The organism is Mycobacterium sp. NGS40, assembly GCF_059812735.1.
Map to the genome: position 1 here is coordinate 80,483 of NZ_JCALDG010000007.1, position 16,898 is coordinate 97,380.

Genomic DNA, 16,898 nt, shown 5'->3' on the forward strand with positions numbered 1-16,898 from the left:
TGTTATTCTCGCCGAACGAGAATGCCAATATCGACCCTCTTCCGAGGAGCAACTAACGCATGCTGGACTTGGAGCTCGACAACGGGCTTGCGGTGCTCACCATCGACCGCCCTCACGCACGCAACGCGATCGCGCTCGACACCATGGACCAGCTGGAGAAGGCGCTCGATGCCGCGGCCGGTGCTCGGGCGCTGGTGATCAGGGGCGCCGGCGACAAGGCTTTCGTGTCCGGCGGTGACCTCAAGGAGCTCAGCGCGCTGCGCACCATTGCGGAAGCCACCGCGATGGCAAAGCGGATGCGGTCCATCTGCGACCAGCTGGCGAGCTTCCCGGCACCGGTGATCGCCGCACTCAACGGGCACGCCTTCGGTGGCGGCGCCGAAGTAGCCGTCGCCGCCGACATCCGGGTTGCCGCAAGCGATGTCAAGATCGCGTTCAATCAGGTGACGCTGGAAATCATGCCGGCCTGGGGCGGCGCCGAGCGGCTGGCCGCCCTCGTCGGAAAGAGCAGGGCCCTGCTTCTGGCGGGCAGCGGAAAGACGGTCGACGCCGCCGAGGCCGAGCGCATCGGGTTGGTGGACGCGGTGTTGCCGCGCGCCTCGTTCGAGGAAGGCTGGCGTGCGATTGCTGCCTCCCTGGCCAATCAGCCGGCCACCGAGATAAAACGGGTAATCAGCGGTGTTTCGCCCGATGAGGCGATAGCATCTTTTGCACATTTGTGGGTTGCCGACGCGCACTGGCAGGCCGCAGAGCGGGTAGTGAACCGAAACGCCAAGCCACGACCGGCCGCCGGAGGAACGATATGAGTACCAGCGTCAACAGACCGCTGAGCATCGGTTCGGCGATGACCATGGCAGTGTTGTCGGTGGTCGGTCTGGCCGCGAACGCTCCGCGCGCCCACGCCGATCCGACCGCCGGCCCGGTCATGCATCACGTCAAGTACGCCGTCACCGCTGAGAATCCGATCTACACGGACATCTATTACCTGGACCACCAGCCGGACAGATTCTCCGATTACAGCCACAACCCTTACTCGTTCACGCCGCACGTCGATGTCGATCTCGGCCCGGGCAAGCCGCCGTGGACCTACGATCTGGACATGACCAACCCCGACGCGTACGCGATGGTGGTGGCCAGCACGGGCACGGAGCCCGGCACGCCGGGGCTTCACTGTGTTCTGGCGGTGGATGGCGTTGTCGTCGTATCCAAGGACGGCCTCAAGGGCGTGCTCTGCTCGCTGCGCAATTGGTGAACCACCCAGGCCTCGGGTATTCCCGGAATCGGCTGCGGCTCGCCTTCGAGCCGACGCAGATGGCTTTCGACTAATTCCACGGTTTCGGCGTGACCGGCGGAAATGCCCACCGCGTTTTCGAGCACCAGGAATCTGGACAAGCTGGACATGAGCACGGCAACCACCACCGGCGGCATCTCATCCACGCCGTACTTCTGCAGCGCAGCGGTCACCGCTTGCCGTTGCTCTTCGCGGAAACGTTCGGCGTAGTAAGCGATTTCGGCCCGCATCTCCTTGCGATGATTGGCCAGCGCCATGAATTCCATTGAAATGCGGGTGAATGCGGGGTCGGTGCCGAACCGCCACACCGCCCACAGCGGCTGCGGTGACTGCATCAGCTTTGCGTGCGCCTCGAGCGCTTCCTCACCACGGCGCCGGAAGACCTGGAGGAACAGCTCCTCCATGGTGCGGAAGTAATAGTGCACCAGCTGCGGTTTCAGCCCGGCTTTGTTCGCGAGGCGCCGCGAGGTGACGGCGGCGTAACCCTCTTCGATCATCAATTGTTCGGCCGCGTCGAGCAGCAGGCCGCGGTTCTTGGCGTCCGGCGCCCCGATCCTGCGGGCCTGACTGGGGGCCGTGCTCATGCCGCTGCTCCGTCCTGTCCACGCTCACCTGCCGAACAGGGGAATCGTAGCGCGACGCGGCGTTGTGTCCTTGACCACGACATTACTGCCGTGCTAAGCAGGTGCTCAGCAGAATTCCGAAAGCGGGGGCGGTGCTGCATGCCGCCGAACCACCGGTAGACCCCAGCCCAGAAAGACGCCATCTATGAGCAACTACGAGTCGATCGACTTCTTCACCGATCAGTCTCTGGTCCCGGATCCGCACCCCTACTTCGACTACCTGCGCAGCGAAAACCCCGTGCTGCGGTTGCCACACCATGGAGTCGTCGCGGTCACCGGTTACGCGGAAGCCACCGAGATTTACAAAGACCCGGAAACGTTCTCCAACATCGTCGCGCTCGGCGGACCGTTCCCCCCGCTGCCCTTCACCCCCGAGGGCGGCGACATCAGGCCCCTGATCGACGAGCACCGCAGCTACTTTCCGATGCACGAGCACATGGTCACGATGGACCCACCGGACCACACCAAGGCTCGCTCGGTGCTGGCCAAGCTGCTGACGCCGAGCCGGCTGAAGCAGAACGAGGAGTTCATGTGGCGCCTGGCCGATCGGCAGCTCGACGAGTTCCTGCACAACGGCGAATGCGAATTCATCGCCGAATACTCAAAGCCGTTCGCCACGTTGGTGATCGCCGATCTGCTCGGCGTGCCCGAGGACGACCACAAGGAGTTCCGCGCCGTGCTCGGCGCCGACCGTCCCGAGGCGCGCGTCGGCGCCCTCGACCACGAGTCGGTGGGCATTAACCCGCTGGAGTGGCTCGACGACAAGTTCTGCAGCTACATCGAGGACCGGCGGCGCGAACCGCGCGGCGACGTGCTGACCTTCCTGGCGGAGGCGAAGTACCCGGACGGCTCGACCCCGCCGGTGATCGAGGTGGTCCGTTCGGCCACCTTCCTTTTCGCCGCCGGCCAGGAGACCACGGCCAAGCTACTCAGTGCCGCCCTGCAAGCCCTGGGCGACCGGCCCGACATCCAGCAACAGATTCGAGAAGACCGCAGTCTGATCCCCGCGTTCATCGAGGAATCGTTGCGCATGGAAAGCCCCGTCAAGAGCGACTCTCGACTTGCCGTCCGCGACACCAACATCGGTGGTGTCGACATTCCGGCCGGCACCGTGGTGATGATCCTGCCGGGCGCGGCCAATCGCGATCCGCGGCGGTTCGAGAACCCGCACCAGTTCGACTTGCGCCGCAAGAACGTTCGCGAGCACATGGCGTTTGCCCGCGGCGTGCACTCCTGCCCGGGCGGACCACTCGCCCGCGTGGAGGGCAGGGTCTCGATCGAACGCATCCTGGACCGGATGCCGCACATCGAGATCGATGAAGCCCATCACGGGCCGGCCGCCGAGCGTCGTTACAGCTACGAGCCGACGTACATCCTGCGGGGCTTGAGCGAACTGCACCTGTCGTTCACGACCGCGGACGCGGTCGCACCCGTGGCCTGACGCACTTTTTCGCGGGTACTACGCGAGCCGCATTCCGACGAAATAGCAGCTGAGCATCGCGACGGCCATCAGCATGATCCAGGCGTCGGTCAGTCGGCACAGCAGGACCGGTGCGCTTCGCACCTCCATGAACTCACGAAAGATGATGCGCACCTTGATGAGTGCTATCACGATGACGCTCACTGTCACCACCGCGCTGGACTTCAGCGACCCGGCCTGCCCCGCTGCCGAGCGGTCTATCCACAGGTAGCCGAGCGTGAGCAACGCCAGGATCACCCACACGATCAGTAACCGCTTGTTGAATTTCACGCTCACCTCACCACGTACAGCAGCGCGAAGATGAGTACCCACAGGAAATCGACCGTGTGCCAGTAGGTCGCGCACGTCTCGACGATTTCCTGGGATTCCCGCGGTCTTGTTGCCGCACTTCGGAGTTGGTAAACGATGACGCCCAAGACGACGAAGCCGATCAGCAGATGGACGAAGTGAATTCCGGTGAGGAAGAAATAGTAGGTGAAGAAGTCGTTGCTGTCCAACCCGTTTCCGCTATTGACCAGCCTCGCCCATTCACACACCTTGACGAAGAGGAACACCGCGGCCAATGCAGCGGTGATGAAGACATCTCGCCGCGCCGCCCGGTACTCGCCGGCGCGTGACGACTGAACACACCGCGCAACCGACCACGAACTCAGCAGCAAGACGAGGGTGTTGAAAACTCCGATGCGCAGGTCCAGGTGTGCCTGTGCGGGTATGAAAAGCTCGGCGCTACGGGCGCGAGAGAACAAGTAGAAGCCGAAATAGCCTGTGAAAACCAGGGTCTCGAACAATACGAATGCCCACATGTCGGGCTGACCGGGCACGAATTGGGCCTGTTGGTCCTTGTCGGTGAGGTCGGTCGTGAGATCGGTCATCGCACAACGGCCTTCTTACGCGGGAAGTCCGGCATCTGCCTGGTGCCGAAGTCTTCGCGCCGGATCATCCGGTACAGCATGACGACGAAGGTGACTTGGTAGATGCCGAACACGACCATGTCGAGCCACCAAGCGATCTCGCCGTCCCAGGCCAACACACCCCGGCGGAAGATCCAGCAGGGGGCGACGACGACCTCGGTCAGCGCGTTGCACAGGTTGAGATAACCGAACCACTTGGGGAACACCCGATTCCGGTCGAGCAGGATCGCGACCATCCAGATCAGCGAGCCGATCAGGAAGACTCCCATCGTTCCGTCGAACGACAGGAAGGCGAAGTCGTAGAGCCAGCCGATCAATTCCGGGTTGCGCTCCGGTCGCAACGTCCCGACGAGCAGCGCGATGTTGAGCAGGATCATGCCGGGAACCACGCTGAGCGAGTAGATGATCAGATACGAGTAACCGAACGCGCGACTGACCGACATGCGCCGCATTGAATATGCGATCAGGGCATTGTTTGTCGCGATCGCGCCGCTGATCGCGAAGATGATGCCGAAACCAAGGGGTATGCCGAGATGGCGCTCGGAGAACCAGTGGACCTGCGTCGCGAGGTCCCAGGTGGGTTCCGGTGGCGGCTGAACCTGCGCGATGATGAAGAACACCGGGAAGAACAGGTTGTAAAAGACGACGAGCACCCACCACGCCAACCAGAGTTCCCGCTTGGGGTTGTGGCGCAGGTGCCAGGCGAGCCGGTGATGCAGCGGGCCGGAAGGGGGTGTGGCCGGCGAGGTCGGCGGTGTGATCACCGCACTCATGCGTTGACCATTTCGTCTGGGCGTCCGCGGTTCTCGGCACGCTCGCGATAAATGTTCTGCCCCAACGCAACTCCCATCACGACGATCCAAACCCCGATGGCAACGTTTTTCACCCAGAACGACAGGAAGCCGTCCCACGCCAGCGGACCGGTCAGTGACACTCCGACAAAGGCCGCGGGCACCAGCGCGGCGGCCACGAGAAGGTTGAAGTGGGCTACCCAGCGGGGAAACACAGGTTGCGGCTGATCGTCGAAATAGATTGCCACGGCCAGTATCACGCTCTGGCCGATCAGGAACGGGACCAAGATGGTGAAGGTCATCCAGCCGAAATCGTTGAGCAGCTGGGTTAGCTCCGGGCTGCGCTCGGGACGGAATGCGGCCAGCAGCCAGCAGACGTTCGCGACGAGAAACAACGTCGGACCACCGGCCACGCAGCCCAGCATCGCGTAGGAGAAGATCGGCGTCCGATGTGCCATGCGGCGGATCTGCAGCACGATCAAGGCCAGGATCGGGACGAGGCACACGCCGAACCAGTTGAACACGATCATGCTGTACCGGATCTGTGGGATGTGCGCCGGATCCCGGTAGAACGCGGCAACCTGTTCCGCCGGCATCGAGGGTGACATCGGCGGATTGAAGCCCGGAAACAGCAGGAAGCCGGCGATCCACAACAGCACCGTGACGGGCAATGTCCACAGCAGAATGACCTCACCGTCAGTCGGCCGCGGCGCCGCTCGCCGACCTGCCGCATCTCCCCCGCCGATGTCTGTCATCGCCTGACTCCCTTCGGCACGAAATCCCCGTGCCACGCTCGGCCCGTACCGAAGCTAGCCGGTCGGCTAGCCTCGGGTCAATAGCCGGTCGTCTAGGCTCGTCCCGTGGGAACAGCAGGGCAGCCGGTCAGCGACGAAGCGCTGAGAGTTGTTCACTACAGCCCTGCCCGAACGCGGGTACTCGATGCGGCGCTCGACCTGTTCGCGCAGCACGGCGTCAGCGGTACGTCGCTGCAGATGATCGCCGACGCCGTCGGGATCACCAAAGCTGCTGTGTATCACCAATTTCGGACCAAGGATCAGATCGTGATCGCGGTGACCGAGCGCGAGCTCGGACGGCTGCTTCCCGCGCTGGAGGCCGCCGAGGCGCACGGCAACGGACCGCAAGCGCGGGATGCGCTGCTGGAGAGCGTCGTTGAAATGGCGGTCCGCGACCGCCGACTGGTGCGCACGCTGCAGTTCGATCCCGTCGTGGTCCGGCTGCTGGCCGAACACAAGCCGTTTCAACGCTTTATGGAACGGTTGTATGACGGACTGCTGAGCGATGCCGGACTGGACGGCCGGATCGAGGCGGCCATGTTCTCCGGCGCGATCAGCACCGCGGTAATGCATCCGCTGCTGGCTGACATCGACGATGACACATTGCTCGAGCGGCTTACCGACATGATCAGGCGGCTACTCGGACTGCATCGAGAAACCGCCGAGTAAGGCTATGTGTCGGCGCGGACCCAGCTCATAATGCCGTCGTGGGCAAAGCAGATCAGGAATAGGCCATCAGGCGCCTGTGCCACGTAGTTCTGGTAGTTCTGGCAATTGGCGCCTTCCTCCTTGACTCCCGCCATCGGAGGTGACCGGAACCATCGCGGCTGATATCTCCTTGGCGAACCGCAGAACATCAGCCGGCCGGGCTGCGAGGCGAACGAGACGTAACCATCCGCTACACCAAAGGCGTAATAGGTGGTGTTGTCACAAGGCGCCCCGAGGACCTGGTGCGGCATGATGCCCGGCGTGCAGTCGGGGTAGTCGCAAACGGTGGGCCCGGCGAAGGACGGCGGCGCCGCCAGCACACCAGCGCCGAGCAACGCGGCAAATACGGCCACGATTAATCGCACCCAATTACTTTGCCACACCTGAAAAGAAAATTCTCCTGGTTGGAGAAGATCGCCGGCACGAGAAACGGCCAACCCCGCGCTGACCCCGAACGCTACTGCGCGCCATTCCTTCACGGGCGCGCATTTCCGCATGTAAGAGCTATGACTGAAGCTGACCGATGACGGCCAAGGGCGCCGGCCGAAGTGATAAGCTGCCTCTCCGTGCACGATCCGGACGGCCCCGACGCCGACGATTGTGGTGACCCGGCGGATATGACCAATCCCGATGAACCACAGTCGCGCTCAGACGTCGACTCTCCGGCCCCGGCGCCCGCAGCGGAAACGGACACCGAAGACGAAGTTGCCGAGGCTGAAGCGCGGGCCGAGGCGGCCAAGGCACGCCTCGCACGGCTGCGGCAGGCAGCAGGAACCGATGGCGTATCCCCAGATGCCAAGCGGCGCCGCGCAAAGTCGCCCCGCCGTCCAACACGCAAAGCAATAGCGGTTGGCGTCGGCATCCTGATCGCCTGCGCATCTGCCGGTGCCAGCGGTTACATGCTGTGGCAGCACCGCACCGTAGCGCACAATCGCCAGCTCGCCGCGGAGTTTGCCGGTGCTGCCCGACAAGGGATCACGGCGCTGATGTCGATTGACCCCGATCATGCCAAGGCGGACGTCCAGCGGATGATCGATGCCACGACGGGCGACCTCAACGGTCAGCTGTCGGCGATCTCGGTTCTCATGGTCAAAAAGGCGCAGGACTCGAAGATCGGCAGCAAGGTCACCGTCGAAGCTGTCGCCGTCGAATCGTTGAGCGACAATTCAGGAGTCGTGCTCGTGGCGGCGAAAACCGATGCGACCGGGCCGGATAACGAAAAGCCACCACCGGCATTGTTCCGGCTCAGCGTCACCCTGAACCGCGACCACGGCCAGCTCAAGATGTCGAAAATTGACTACCTCTCATGACTGTCGAGCATGGTTCGTCGCCGGGCAGCACCGAAACAGCGACTGACGAAACAGAAATTCCGCCCGACGGCGAAGCGGCAGCCAGGCGCCGGCTGGCAACGATCGGCCGTCGGTTGATGGCGAGGTGGCGTTCGATAATCGCCACAACGTTGGTCGTTGCCACCGTGGGGGTGGCTGCCGGTGTGTACATCGTTGTGTACCGGCCGGATCAGCGGGTCGACGATGCGGCGGCACACCGCGCAATCCAGGCGGCGTCAGAGGGCGCGGTGGCGGTCTTGACGTATTCCTACGATCATTTGGATCGCGATTTCTCCACGGCGAAATCACGTCTCACCGGCGAGTTCTTGGCCTACTACAGCAAATTCACCGCCGATATCGTCGGGCCGACGGCCAAGGAGGGGCACCTGACGGCATCGGCCAAGGTGGTTCGGGCCGCGATTTCGGATCTGCATCCCGATTCGGCGGTCGTGCTGATTTTCGTCGACCAGACCACGGCCAGCATGCAAAAGAAAGATCCCGCGCAGAACAAAAGCGCTGTCGTGGTGACGCTGACAAAGGTCAACGGTTCCTGGCTGATCGCGAAATTCGAGCCGGTCGGGTGAGTGCGATCCTAACCGTTACCTGGTCGGCTAAAACGGTGTAACGTCAACGCTCGAGAATTATGCGCTCTAGGAGCACCTGATGCGTTCAGCTAAAGCACTCACCACCGCAACACTGGTGGCCACCACTGTATTTGGCGGATTGGGCACCGCGGCCACGGCCCAGGCAACGACCAAGGAAGAAGTGGCCCTCAATGGGACGTATCACGTTACGTCCATCGGCGATTGGGCCCAGCGAAACGATCAATACTTCGGCGAGCCGACGGTCTACCAAACATGGACGATCAGCTCGACTTGCGACACATTCCAGGAATGCCATGGAACGGTGCGCAGCGACCAGGGATGGACCGCGCCCCTCTATCTCAATGACGGGGAAATGTGGAAGGTGAGACGCGAAGTGCCGAATTGGGAGCGGTGCGAAGACGGTACCGCGTTCCCCGGACAGCAGACCTTCTCTTTCTTCCCGGTGAACGAAAACGGGGGATTTCAAATCGGATCGCGGACCTTGTCCGGCAAGGACAAGACGGTCGGGCCAAGCGGTGCCTGTGGGCAGAACCAGTGGCTCGATATCGCGATGCCGTTGCGCCTGGATCAAGTCTCCTGACCGGGCGCTCGTAGCTCCACTGCCACTTCGCCTCCCAGCCCGGGCCACCTCGGGTGGCGTCAGGTGGGAAGCATGTCCTTCCAGGTCTTGGGCGCTTTCGCGGGCGCGAGATCCGACTGCTCGTACAACTTTCCGTCCGGACCGACATAACGACCAGTGCGCGGATCGTACTTTGCCACCACGATCGACGGCGCGGGCTTAGATCCGTTGGCTCCGAACGCACTTGGCGCGGCCTGCGGCTGTGGACCGTCGCCCTGATCCGGTGGCGCGGGGGCCGCGGGTGGTGCCGGTGCCGGCGGCGGTGCTGCCGGAAGCTCGCCCGGTGAGGGAACATCGAGTGGCGCGAAAGTCGGAAGGTCCGCCGACATCGGCGATATGGGTCTCAGCGTTGGCCCCGACGACGGCACCGGAGGTACTGCCGCTCCTACCGTTCCCGACGGTGGATTTTCTCCCCGCGGGCCTGCGGGTGTGCCGCGCGGCACCGCTCCCGGCGGCAGCGGCGTCCCCTGCACCGGGGCGAAAATTCTGCTGTCGCCGGTGATCCGGTCGTCGGGCGGCACACCCTGGGACAGCAGATTCGGATCCAGCGGGTAGGGGCCGAGCGTGTGCTGGCGCATCGCCAGCGGCATGAAAGGCTTGTCGCTGTTGCAGATTTCGACGGTGGGCGCGCGCTTACCCGGGTGACCCATGCAGGGATAGTTGCGCGCGCCGCGGACCGCCATCGGCGAATCCTGCGGAAGCTTGCAATACAAACCGTCCGGGGTGTCGATGTCGCTGAGGTCGTCCGGGGATCGCCAGGTGTTGGGTGGCATGAAGCCGACCGTGCAGATAGGCGGATCGTCGATCGTTAGGGCGAAGTCACCCATGGCTTTACCGTCGGGATGGTTTTCGCCCTGAGCGGCCTGTTCGATAGCAACCGCCGACGGCAGCAATACCAGCAGCTGCTCGATCGAAGGATGGTAGGTGACGCCGATCTGCCCGATGGTGGTCAGGTTGGCAAGCAACACCGGCAGAGTCGGTTTGATTTGGTCGAGGAGCGCGGACGCTTCGTTCGCGGCATCTGGACCGTTTCGCAGGATGGTGCGGAAGTGGGAATCGTTGTTCGCCAACACATCCGAGATTCCTGCGAAGCTACGTGCCCACGTCCTGATCGAATCGGTGGTCTGCTCCTGCGTATCCAAGAGCGGCCCAGTGTCTTCGGTGAGTGCCTTGGTGCGATCGACGACGCTGTTGGAGTCGCGGGACAGTGTCTCCGACGAATCGATCAGTGAGCCCAGGTCGTAACCCGAACCGTTGAAACCCTGAAAGGTCTCGTCGAGCAACTGGCCGAGTTTGGTCTTCGGGATGCTGCCGACCAAGGCATTGAGCTGCTCGAGCATCGGGCCGACCGCTTGCGGAATCGTCGTGTCGCGCGCGGCGATCACCGAGCCGTCATGCAGGTACGGCGGCGAATCGGTTTTCGGCCGTAGGTCCACGTACTGCTCACCCACCGCGGAGACGCTGAGCACCTCCGCCGTCAGGTCCGCGGGGACCTTGGGTGAAGTGTTAAGGGACAGCGTCGCTTTCGCACCGGTCGGCGTCAAACCCACCGAAGTGACCTTGCCGAGCTGAACCCCGCGGTAGGTCACATTCGAAAACTGATACAGGCCGCCGGTGGCCGGCAGCTCCAGCGTCACCGTCATCCGGCCGATGCCCAGCAGGGTCGGCGCTTGGATGTAGAACAGCACCATCGCGATCACGCCGAGCGTCCCGACGATCGTGAAGATCCACAGCTGGAGCCGAACGAAGCGCGTCAGCATCTATCCGCCACCTCCCGTCGGCGCCGGGCCGGGCAGCGGCGGCGTTTGACCAAGACTCGCATCGGGCGTCTGTGCCGGCGCCGGCCCGGGCAGGGGACCGAACCCCGGCGGCGGCGCGGGCAGCGGCAGCGCATTGGGATCGATCCACGGCGGCCGCACGGGGTCGTGCAACGGATCGAGGGTGTAGTTCATCCGATACGGATCCCCGGGCTCCGGTGGGACCGGCATGTCCAGCTGGCCCCAGTGCGTCCCCAACAGCAAGCCCTTCTTGAGCCGCGGAATCGACAGGTCGAGGTCGACGTGCAGGTTGAAGTAGTCGCCGCGGACGGCGCGGTCGACGAAGTTCTGGGTGAACGGGAACACGAAACCGGCCGCGATCGCCATGCCGAACTCGGGTCCGACGTCGGCGAGCGCTTTGATCGCCGGCTCCAGGTTTTTGAGGTTCTTCACCAGATCGTCCTGCGCGTCGTTGACCAACCGGGACGCCGTGTTGCTGAACGCCCGCAGGTGATCCAACGCCTCCGTCAGCCGCGGGCGCTCCTTGATCAACACATCAAGGGCGGGCGGAATCTTATGCAGCGCCTCGGTCAACACGTCGCGCTGCGCGGCGAAGGTGCCCGACAGCCGGTTCAGTGCCTGAATCGACTCAACGATGTTGTCGCGCTGCTGATCCAGCGTCCCGACAAACGTGTCCAGACGCGTCAGCAGATCACGCGCCGCACCTTCGTGCCCGGATAGCGCGGCCGAGAAGTTGTGAATGACCTCCCCGATCTGCCCCAGGCCGCCGCCGTTGACCACCGCGCCCAGCGACGACAACGTCTGCTCGGTCGACGGATACGCCGTCGAGCGGCTCAATGGAATCGTGGCGCCGGGCTGCAGCCGTCCGCTTCCCTGCTGGCCCAGCGGCGTATTGAGCTCCACATGCATCGAACCCAGCAGGCTGGTCTGCCCCACGGTGGCCACCACATTGGCCGGGACCACCACATCGCGTTTGACCGATATCTCGACGTCGGCATGCCAACCCTGCACCCGCATCTCACCGACACTGCCGACGACCACGTCGTCGACCATCACCGGCGAATTCGATTCCATCGTGCCAACATTCGGCAGTTCGACGTGGTAGATGTTGGCGCCCGGCCCACGCCCGACCGCACCGGGCAGCGGCAACGAATTCAGGCCATGGAAGGCACATCCCGACACCGACAACGCCACACAACTGCCGACGACGAGCGCCCGTCGCACCGCAATCCGCGCGATCATGGTTGTGGCCCTTCGGGTGGCAGCAGCATGTCCGACAGATTCGACGCCGGTGGTGGCGGCGGGGGCATCGGCGTCGACGGCGGGGGCGGCAGCGGCATCGCCGCACCCGGTATCCGCTCCGGTGGCACCGCTCCCGGCGGTCCCACCGGATCACCCGGCAGGCCGGTGTAGGCCGACACCGCGGGCGGGATCTCGGGCGGTCCGGGTTTCGGGCCCTCGCCGCCGGGCGCCAGGCGCGGTTCGGTGTAGAGAATCTTGGACGGGTCCATGGACTTCTGCAGAATGAAGTTGATCGGCAGTGGCGAGTTGTTGAAGTTCAGCAGTCGCAATCCCGGACCGAGGAACAGGGCGCACAGCTTGCCCGATTCGACAGCGGTGACGTTCTCGATAGCGCCGATCTGGTCGCAGCCCGGAGCCGACAGCAGCAGCTGTCCTCCCCAGGTGGGATTCGCGAAGTTCATCAATCCGAACCCGCCGACGATGGTTCCGGTGTCGGCGTTGTAATCGTTGAAGAAGTTGCCGAGCGAATTCGGCGCGCCATGCAAAATGTTCTCCAGGGCCATGTGGTGATCAACCAGGTTCTGTGTGACGTCGGCCAGCCTGGCAATCTGCTCGCTGGTCTGGTTGCGGGTCCCGGCGATGAATCGCTGCACCTCACCGACCGCGGTCGACAGATCTGTCAGCGCCGCATCCAGGTCGGATTTGCTGTCGTTGACCACGCTGGTGAGCGTGGCCAGGCGATTGTTGAACTGCACGATCTGGATGTTGCTGTCCCGCAACGCACCGACAAAGGTCTGCAGGTTCTTGATGATGTCGACGATGTTGCCGCTGCCGTTGGCGAGGATCCGGGCGACCCCGGACAACTGACCGAGCGTCTGCCGCAGCTTGTCGCCGTTACCGTCGAGCGCGTTGGCGGCGCTGTCGATGAAACGGCCCACCGAGGTGCCCGAGACGCCGCTCTTGGGTCCCAAATCCGTTGCCAGCCTCATCAACTGGGTCTTGACCTCGTCCCACTCGACCGGTACCGCTGTCCGGTCGACCGGTATCACCGCGCCATCGGACATGACCGGCCCGCGATCGCGATAGGCCGGGGTGAGCTGGACGTAGCGGGAGGCCACCAGGTTCGGGGCGACGATGACCGCCTTCGCGTCCGCCGGAATGGACACGCCGCGATCGACCTTCAGCGTCATCTTCGCCTGGGTGCCCTGCGGCGTAATCGATTCGATGTTACCGACTTTCACACCCGATACCCGAACCTCGTCGTGGGGGTAGATCGCGGTGGCGGTGGTGAAATAGGCGGTGATCGTCTTCTGCCCGAAGAACACACTACGGACGAGCACAGCGGCGCCGGCAACGATCAGCACGACCAGGGCGACCGCCGCGATGGTCACCAGTCTTTTGCGCGGGATGGTCATTGCGATCCACCGACCCGTCCGCCCAAGGTGCAGCCGGGGCACATCGGAATTGCGTTGTACGGGAACGGAACCAGCGACCGAGGTACCGGCGAGGGGAAGCCGGGACCGCGAGAGGTGTCGAAGGTGCGGAAGCCCCAGAGGTAGTCGAAGAACGGTTGGAAGATCTGCGGCGCAAGGAAGTTCGGGACGAACGCCGAGTAGGCGTACATGCTGGCGATGCCTTCACCGACCGTGATCTGGAATTTCGCTAAGCCCGGCAGCGCTTTGCCGATGTTGTCGCGGTTCTTCTCCAGCATCGCGAGCACCCTGTTCAGCCTCTCGAGGGTCGGCGCCAGGGTCGCTTCATTGTCGTGCACCAACGCCGTCAGCTGCTTGGCCACCACCGACGTGTTGGCCAGCAGGTCCACGATCTCCTGTCGGCGCGCCACCAAGACTTGCAGCAACGAGTCGGAGTTGAGGATGAGCTTGTTGACCTGCTGGCTGCGTTCGGAAAGAACGTTGGTGACTTCGGCGGCACTCTTGAACAGGTCGCTCAGGTTCTTGTTGCGACTGTTCAGGGTGCGCGATAGCCGCGTGAGTGCGTCGAAGGCCGGCCCCATCTGGGGTGCGAGCTGGTCGAGTGTCGCCGACAACGTGTCCAGCGACTGATTGAGCGCGGTGGTGTTAGTTCCCGCGGTGTCCGAAGTCAGGTCGCTGACCGCTTCAGTCAACGAATAAGGAGAGGACGTGCGCGAGACGGGAATGACTGTCAGCGGGTGCATCGTGCCGCTGCCGGCGGACTCCAATGTCAGCATTCGCTCGCCCAGCAGCGAGCCGGTGCGGATATGCGCGGTGGTCTCCGACCCGAGCAGGACGTCGCCCTTCGTCGTGAAGGTCACCAGAGCGTCGCCGTGCTGCAGCGAAACATCGGACACCGTGCCGACTTTCATCCCCGACACGATGACCGGGTTGCCCACCGCAATGCCGCCGGCTTCGGAAAACAGCGCCTGGTAGCGGACCATCGTGGCCCATGAAATGAACCGGTCGGGCGACAGGCCCACCAGGATCACCAGCACCGCTAACACGACGCCGATGAATCCGGCCTTTACCCGGCCACCTCCGCGATACTTCAGCATTAGGGTTCCGTGCACCTTCCTGCTTCAGACCTAAAGACGTTGGCGTGCACCGTTTTGCCCTGAAGATCCGTCCCGCGCAGTTCTAACTGGCACAGGTAGTACGGGATGGTAGCGCCGGCTACGCCGAGTCGGACCAGCTTGCGGTAGTTGTTCGGCGCCTTCTGGATCGCGGCGTCGAGGCGGTCCTTGTCGCCATCGAGTATCGGAGCCAGCCGATTCAACTCCGCGATGGTGCCCGAAAGCGGCGGCCGCGCGCTGGACAGCAGACTGGCCAGTGAGGCGGTTCCCCTGTCCAGGGCGTCAATGGCGGATCCGATGGTGTTGCGGTCATCCGACAGCCCACTGATCAGCTGCTCGAGGCGATCGACCGCGCCAGAGAACTGTTTGCCGTCCTTGGAGACCGTGCTGACCACGACGTTGAGGTTGTCGATCAGCTGCTGCACGGTTTGATCGTTGTCCGCCAAGGCGTTTGAGAACGATGTCGTCTTGGCGAACAGCGACTCGAGGGTAGCGCCTTGGCCCTGGAAAACCTGCAACAGCGCTGAGGTCAGCGCGTTCACGTCGCGCGCATTCAGGCCTTGGGTCACGGGTTTCAGTCCGCCCAGCAGCAGATCGAGGTCAAGCGCCGGCTGGGTGCGGTTGACGGGAATCTGACCACCGGCGGCCAGCAGCTTGGGCGAGCCGGGACCGTCGATGAGCTCGAGGTAGCGATCGCCCACCAGGTTGAGGTAACGGACCGCCGCCCGGGTGCCCTCGGTGAGGGCGATGTTGCGGTCGGCGTCGAACTTCACCACAACTTTCTTGTCCGGTTGCAGCGAAACGCTATTGACCGTGCCCACCCGGATCCCGGCAACCCGCACCGACTGCCCCGGCTTGAGCCGCGAGACGTCGGTGAACACCGCGGAATACTCGCTCGTCGAACCGGTCCGGTACTGACCGAAGATGAAGAACAGGAAAGCGGTCAGGATCGACATCACGACCGCGAAGATCCCGAACCTGATCAGCGTGGGGCGCATTCTCATCCGGGTTGTCCGATCTGAGCCGGGTTGCGGGGTGGACCGGCGATCGGCCCGTACAACAGCTGTTTGAGCAGGTCGGAGTTGAGCAGCGTCTGCTGGTTTCCGTACCCGACGGGGTTGGCGCCGGTATCGGCGATCAGCTGCGGCGGGTTCGTGTTGAACGGCAGCTTCGGCAGACCCACGCACTGCGGGCCGCCCGTCGCCGCAACCTTCGGCAGGTTCGTCGGATACCGATAACGCTCGGCGCCCAACGTCAGACTTGCCGAGATGTTGATGCTCGGCTCCGACAACGGCGCACCGTGCCCAATCTGGATGAGCCCAGCGAAACTACAGGTGAGCGCTTCGTGATACTCGTTGAGCAGATCGGTGGTCGGTACCAGCAGATGCATCACATCCGTCAGCGGCTGGCGGTTCTGACTCAACACGTCGTTGCCGATGTCGGCCAGGCCAATCGCGCTGATCAGCAGCGCATCCAGGTTGCGCTGCTCCTCGACAATCGTCTTGCTGATCCGGTTGGTGTTGGACACGGTCCGCACCAGGTCCGGTGCGGCGTCGGCATAGGCGTTGGACACCGCCGGCAAGACCGCGAAGTCATGGCGGAACGCGGGAAGGCTCGGCTCCAGCCTCGCCAGAAATGAATCCAAATCGCTCAGGGCCTGGCCGAGCTTTGCGCCCCGGCCACTGAATGCTTGGGCCAGCGCACCCAGTGATTCGTTGAGCTTCGGCGGGTCGATCTGGGACAGCACCGACACCAATTGCTGGAACACCGTGTTGATTTCGACCATGACGTGCTGGCCCTGCAACGTCTGGCCACTGTGTAGCCGCTGCGTCGAAGGTTGAGCAGGTTCCACCAGCAGGACGGACTTGGCGCCGAACACCGTTGACGACGCGATGTCGACCAGCACATTGCTCGGAATGAAGTGCAACTGCGACGGATCCATCGCCAAGTGAATAGCTGCTTGGCCGTTGGGCAGCGATTCGATCGAGGCGACCTTGCCCACCTGCACACCGCGCATCTTGATCTTGGCGTCCGGATTCATGACCAGGCCGGCGCGTTGCGAAATCACGGTCACCGGTACGGATTCGGTAAAGGAGCCCCGGAACAGACCCACCGCGAAGGCGAAGATGACGGCGACGACGACCACGGTGGCCAGGCCCGCCAGCGGACGCGCGTAGGAC

19 protein-coding genes are annotated in these 16,898 nt (G+C 63.6%); 7 read left to right on the forward strand and 12 right to left on the reverse strand.

All coding sequences use genetic code 11. The features are described from left to right. Positions 1 to 59: 59 nt before the first annotated feature. Together AC5Y5O_RS12830 and AC5Y5O_RS12835 are read left to right on the forward strand one after the other, a co-directional pair. Positions 60 to 806, forward strand: a complete 747-nt coding sequence (locus tag AC5Y5O_RS12830; RefSeq protein ID WP_096290033.1) for an enoyl-CoA hydratase/isomerase family protein — start codon at positions 60 to 62, stop codon at positions 804 to 806. Positions 807 to 844: 38 nt separating this feature from the next. After that, the gene (locus AC5Y5O_RS12835; protein WP_423790952.1) at positions 845 to 1,252 is read left to right on the forward strand and encodes an Rv2576c family protein; all 408 of its coding nucleotides are present in this window, start codon (positions 845 to 847) and stop codon (positions 1,250 to 1,252) included. Here the strand turns inward: AC5Y5O_RS12835 and AC5Y5O_RS12840 are convergent. Further along, the gene (locus tag AC5Y5O_RS12840; RefSeq protein WP_096290034.1) at positions 1,168 to 1,875 is read right to left on the reverse strand and encodes a TetR/AcrR family transcriptional regulator; all 708 of its coding nucleotides are present in this window, start codon (positions 1,873 to 1,875) and stop codon (positions 1,168 to 1,170) included. The two genes, AC5Y5O_RS12835 and AC5Y5O_RS12840, sit on opposite strands and share 85 nt — an antisense overlap. Before the next feature lie 184 nt (positions 1,876 to 2,059). Between AC5Y5O_RS12840 and AC5Y5O_RS12845 the strand changes: the two genes are divergently transcribed. Then, positions 2,060 to 3,355 carry a cytochrome P450 gene (locus tag AC5Y5O_RS12845; protein WP_500025544.1) on the forward strand — a complete coding sequence of 432 codons (1,296 nt, stop codon included), beginning with the start codon at positions 2,060 to 2,062 and terminating at the stop codon, positions 3,353 to 3,355. 18 nt (positions 3,356 to 3,373) lie between these two features. Here the strand turns inward: AC5Y5O_RS12845 and AC5Y5O_RS12850 are convergent, their stop codons facing one another. The 4 genes from AC5Y5O_RS12850 to AC5Y5O_RS12865 are packed head-to-tail and all read right to left on the reverse strand — an operon-like array spanning position 3,374 to position 5,851. Further along, the gene (locus AC5Y5O_RS12850) at positions 3,374 to 3,670 is read right to left on the reverse strand and encodes a cytochrome C oxidase subunit IV family protein (protein ID WP_096290036.1); all 297 of its coding nucleotides are present in this window, start codon (positions 3,668 to 3,670) and stop codon (positions 3,374 to 3,376) included. Next, positions 3,667 to 4,266, reverse strand: a complete 600-nt coding sequence (locus tag AC5Y5O_RS12855; RefSeq protein ID WP_096290037.1) for a cytochrome c oxidase subunit 3 — start codon at positions 4,264 to 4,266, stop codon at positions 3,667 to 3,669. Before AC5Y5O_RS12855 ends, AC5Y5O_RS12850 begins: the two co-directional genes overlap by 4 nt. Next, positions 4,263 to 5,078 (reverse strand): hypothetical protein, encoded by an 816-nt coding sequence (locus tag AC5Y5O_RS12860; RefSeq protein WP_096290038.1) that lies wholly within the window; start codon positions 5,076 to 5,078, stop codon positions 4,263 to 4,265. Before AC5Y5O_RS12860 ends, AC5Y5O_RS12855 begins: the two co-directional genes overlap by 4 nt. Continuing rightward, positions 5,075 to 5,851 carry a hypothetical protein gene (locus tag AC5Y5O_RS12865; RefSeq protein WP_096290039.1) on the reverse strand — a complete coding sequence of 259 codons (777 nt, stop codon included), beginning with the start codon at positions 5,849 to 5,851 and terminating at the stop codon, positions 5,075 to 5,077. The genes AC5Y5O_RS12860 and AC5Y5O_RS12865 overlap by 4 nt, the downstream gene beginning before the upstream one ends. Before the next feature lie 105 nt (positions 5,852 to 5,956). On the opposite strand from AC5Y5O_RS12865, the gene AC5Y5O_RS12870 reads away from it, so the two are divergent. Beyond that, positions 5,957 to 6,559, forward strand: a complete 603-nt coding sequence (locus AC5Y5O_RS12870) for a TetR/AcrR family transcriptional regulator (protein ID WP_096290040.1) — start codon at positions 5,957 to 5,959, stop codon at positions 6,557 to 6,559. A gap of 2 nt (positions 6,560 to 6,561) precedes the next feature. Here AC5Y5O_RS12870 and AC5Y5O_RS12875 read toward each other — a convergent pair whose 3' ends face one another. Continuing rightward, positions 6,562 to 6,951: a hypothetical protein gene (locus AC5Y5O_RS12875; protein ID WP_096290041.1), complete on the reverse strand. Its 390-nt coding sequence runs from the start codon at positions 6,949 to 6,951 to the stop codon at positions 6,562 to 6,564. 213 nt (positions 6,952 to 7,164) lie between these two features. On the opposite strand from AC5Y5O_RS12875, the gene AC5Y5O_RS12880 reads away from it, so the two are divergent. The 3 genes from AC5Y5O_RS12880 to AC5Y5O_RS12890 all read left to right on the forward strand — a co-directional run bounded on the left by AC5Y5O_RS12880 (position 7,165) and on the right by AC5Y5O_RS12890 (position 9,111). Then, positions 7,165 to 7,908, forward strand: coding sequence for an Rv1363c family protein (locus AC5Y5O_RS12880; protein ID WP_096290042.1), 744 nt, complete (start codon positions 7,165 to 7,167; stop codon positions 7,906 to 7,908). After that, complete coding sequence (locus AC5Y5O_RS12885) at positions 7,905 to 8,510, forward strand: Rv1363c family protein (protein WP_500025545.1); 606 nt, start codon at positions 7,905 to 7,907, stop codon at positions 8,508 to 8,510. Before AC5Y5O_RS12880 ends, AC5Y5O_RS12885 begins: the two co-directional genes overlap by 4 nt. Before the next feature lie 79 nt (positions 8,511 to 8,589). After that, a complete protein-coding gene (locus AC5Y5O_RS12890; protein ID WP_096290044.1) occupies positions 8,590 to 9,111 on the forward strand; it encodes an Rv2253/PknI dimerization domain-containing protein in 522 nt (173 codons plus the stop codon). Between the two features lie 59 nt (positions 9,112 to 9,170). Here the strand turns inward: AC5Y5O_RS12890 and AC5Y5O_RS12895 are convergent, their stop codons facing one another. The 6 genes from AC5Y5O_RS12895 to AC5Y5O_RS12920 are packed head-to-tail and all read right to left on the reverse strand — an operon-like array spanning position 9,171 to position 16,882. Beyond that, positions 9,171 to 10,910 carry an MCE family protein gene (locus tag AC5Y5O_RS12895; RefSeq protein ID WP_500025546.1) on the reverse strand — a complete coding sequence of 580 codons (1,740 nt, stop codon included), beginning with the start codon at positions 10,908 to 10,910 and terminating at the stop codon, positions 9,171 to 9,173. After that, positions 10,911 to 12,170, reverse strand: coding sequence for an MCE family protein (locus AC5Y5O_RS12900; RefSeq protein ID WP_096290046.1), 1,260 nt, complete (start codon positions 12,168 to 12,170; stop codon positions 10,911 to 10,913). Further along, positions 12,167 to 13,585: an MCE family protein gene (locus tag AC5Y5O_RS12905; RefSeq protein ID WP_096290047.1), complete on the reverse strand. Its 1,419-nt coding sequence runs from the start codon at positions 13,583 to 13,585 to the stop codon at positions 12,167 to 12,169. Before AC5Y5O_RS12905 ends, AC5Y5O_RS12900 begins: the two co-directional genes overlap by 4 nt. Further along, positions 13,582 to 14,700, reverse strand: a complete 1,119-nt coding sequence (locus AC5Y5O_RS12910) for an MCE family protein (protein ID WP_096290048.1) — start codon at positions 14,698 to 14,700, stop codon at positions 13,582 to 13,584. Before AC5Y5O_RS12910 ends, AC5Y5O_RS12905 begins: the two co-directional genes overlap by 4 nt. After that, entirely contained in the window at positions 14,700 to 15,722 is a 1,023-nt protein-coding gene (locus AC5Y5O_RS12915) for an MCE family protein (RefSeq protein WP_096290049.1), read from the reverse strand. The genes AC5Y5O_RS12910 and AC5Y5O_RS12915 overlap by 1 nt, the downstream gene beginning before the upstream one ends. Further along, positions 15,719 to 16,882 carry an MCE family protein gene (locus AC5Y5O_RS12920; RefSeq protein WP_500025598.1) on the reverse strand — a complete coding sequence of 388 codons (1,164 nt, stop codon included), beginning with the start codon at positions 16,880 to 16,882 and terminating at the stop codon, positions 15,719 to 15,721. The genes AC5Y5O_RS12915 and AC5Y5O_RS12920 overlap by 4 nt, the downstream gene beginning before the upstream one ends. Between the last annotated feature and the right edge of the window lie 16 nt (positions 16,883 to 16,898).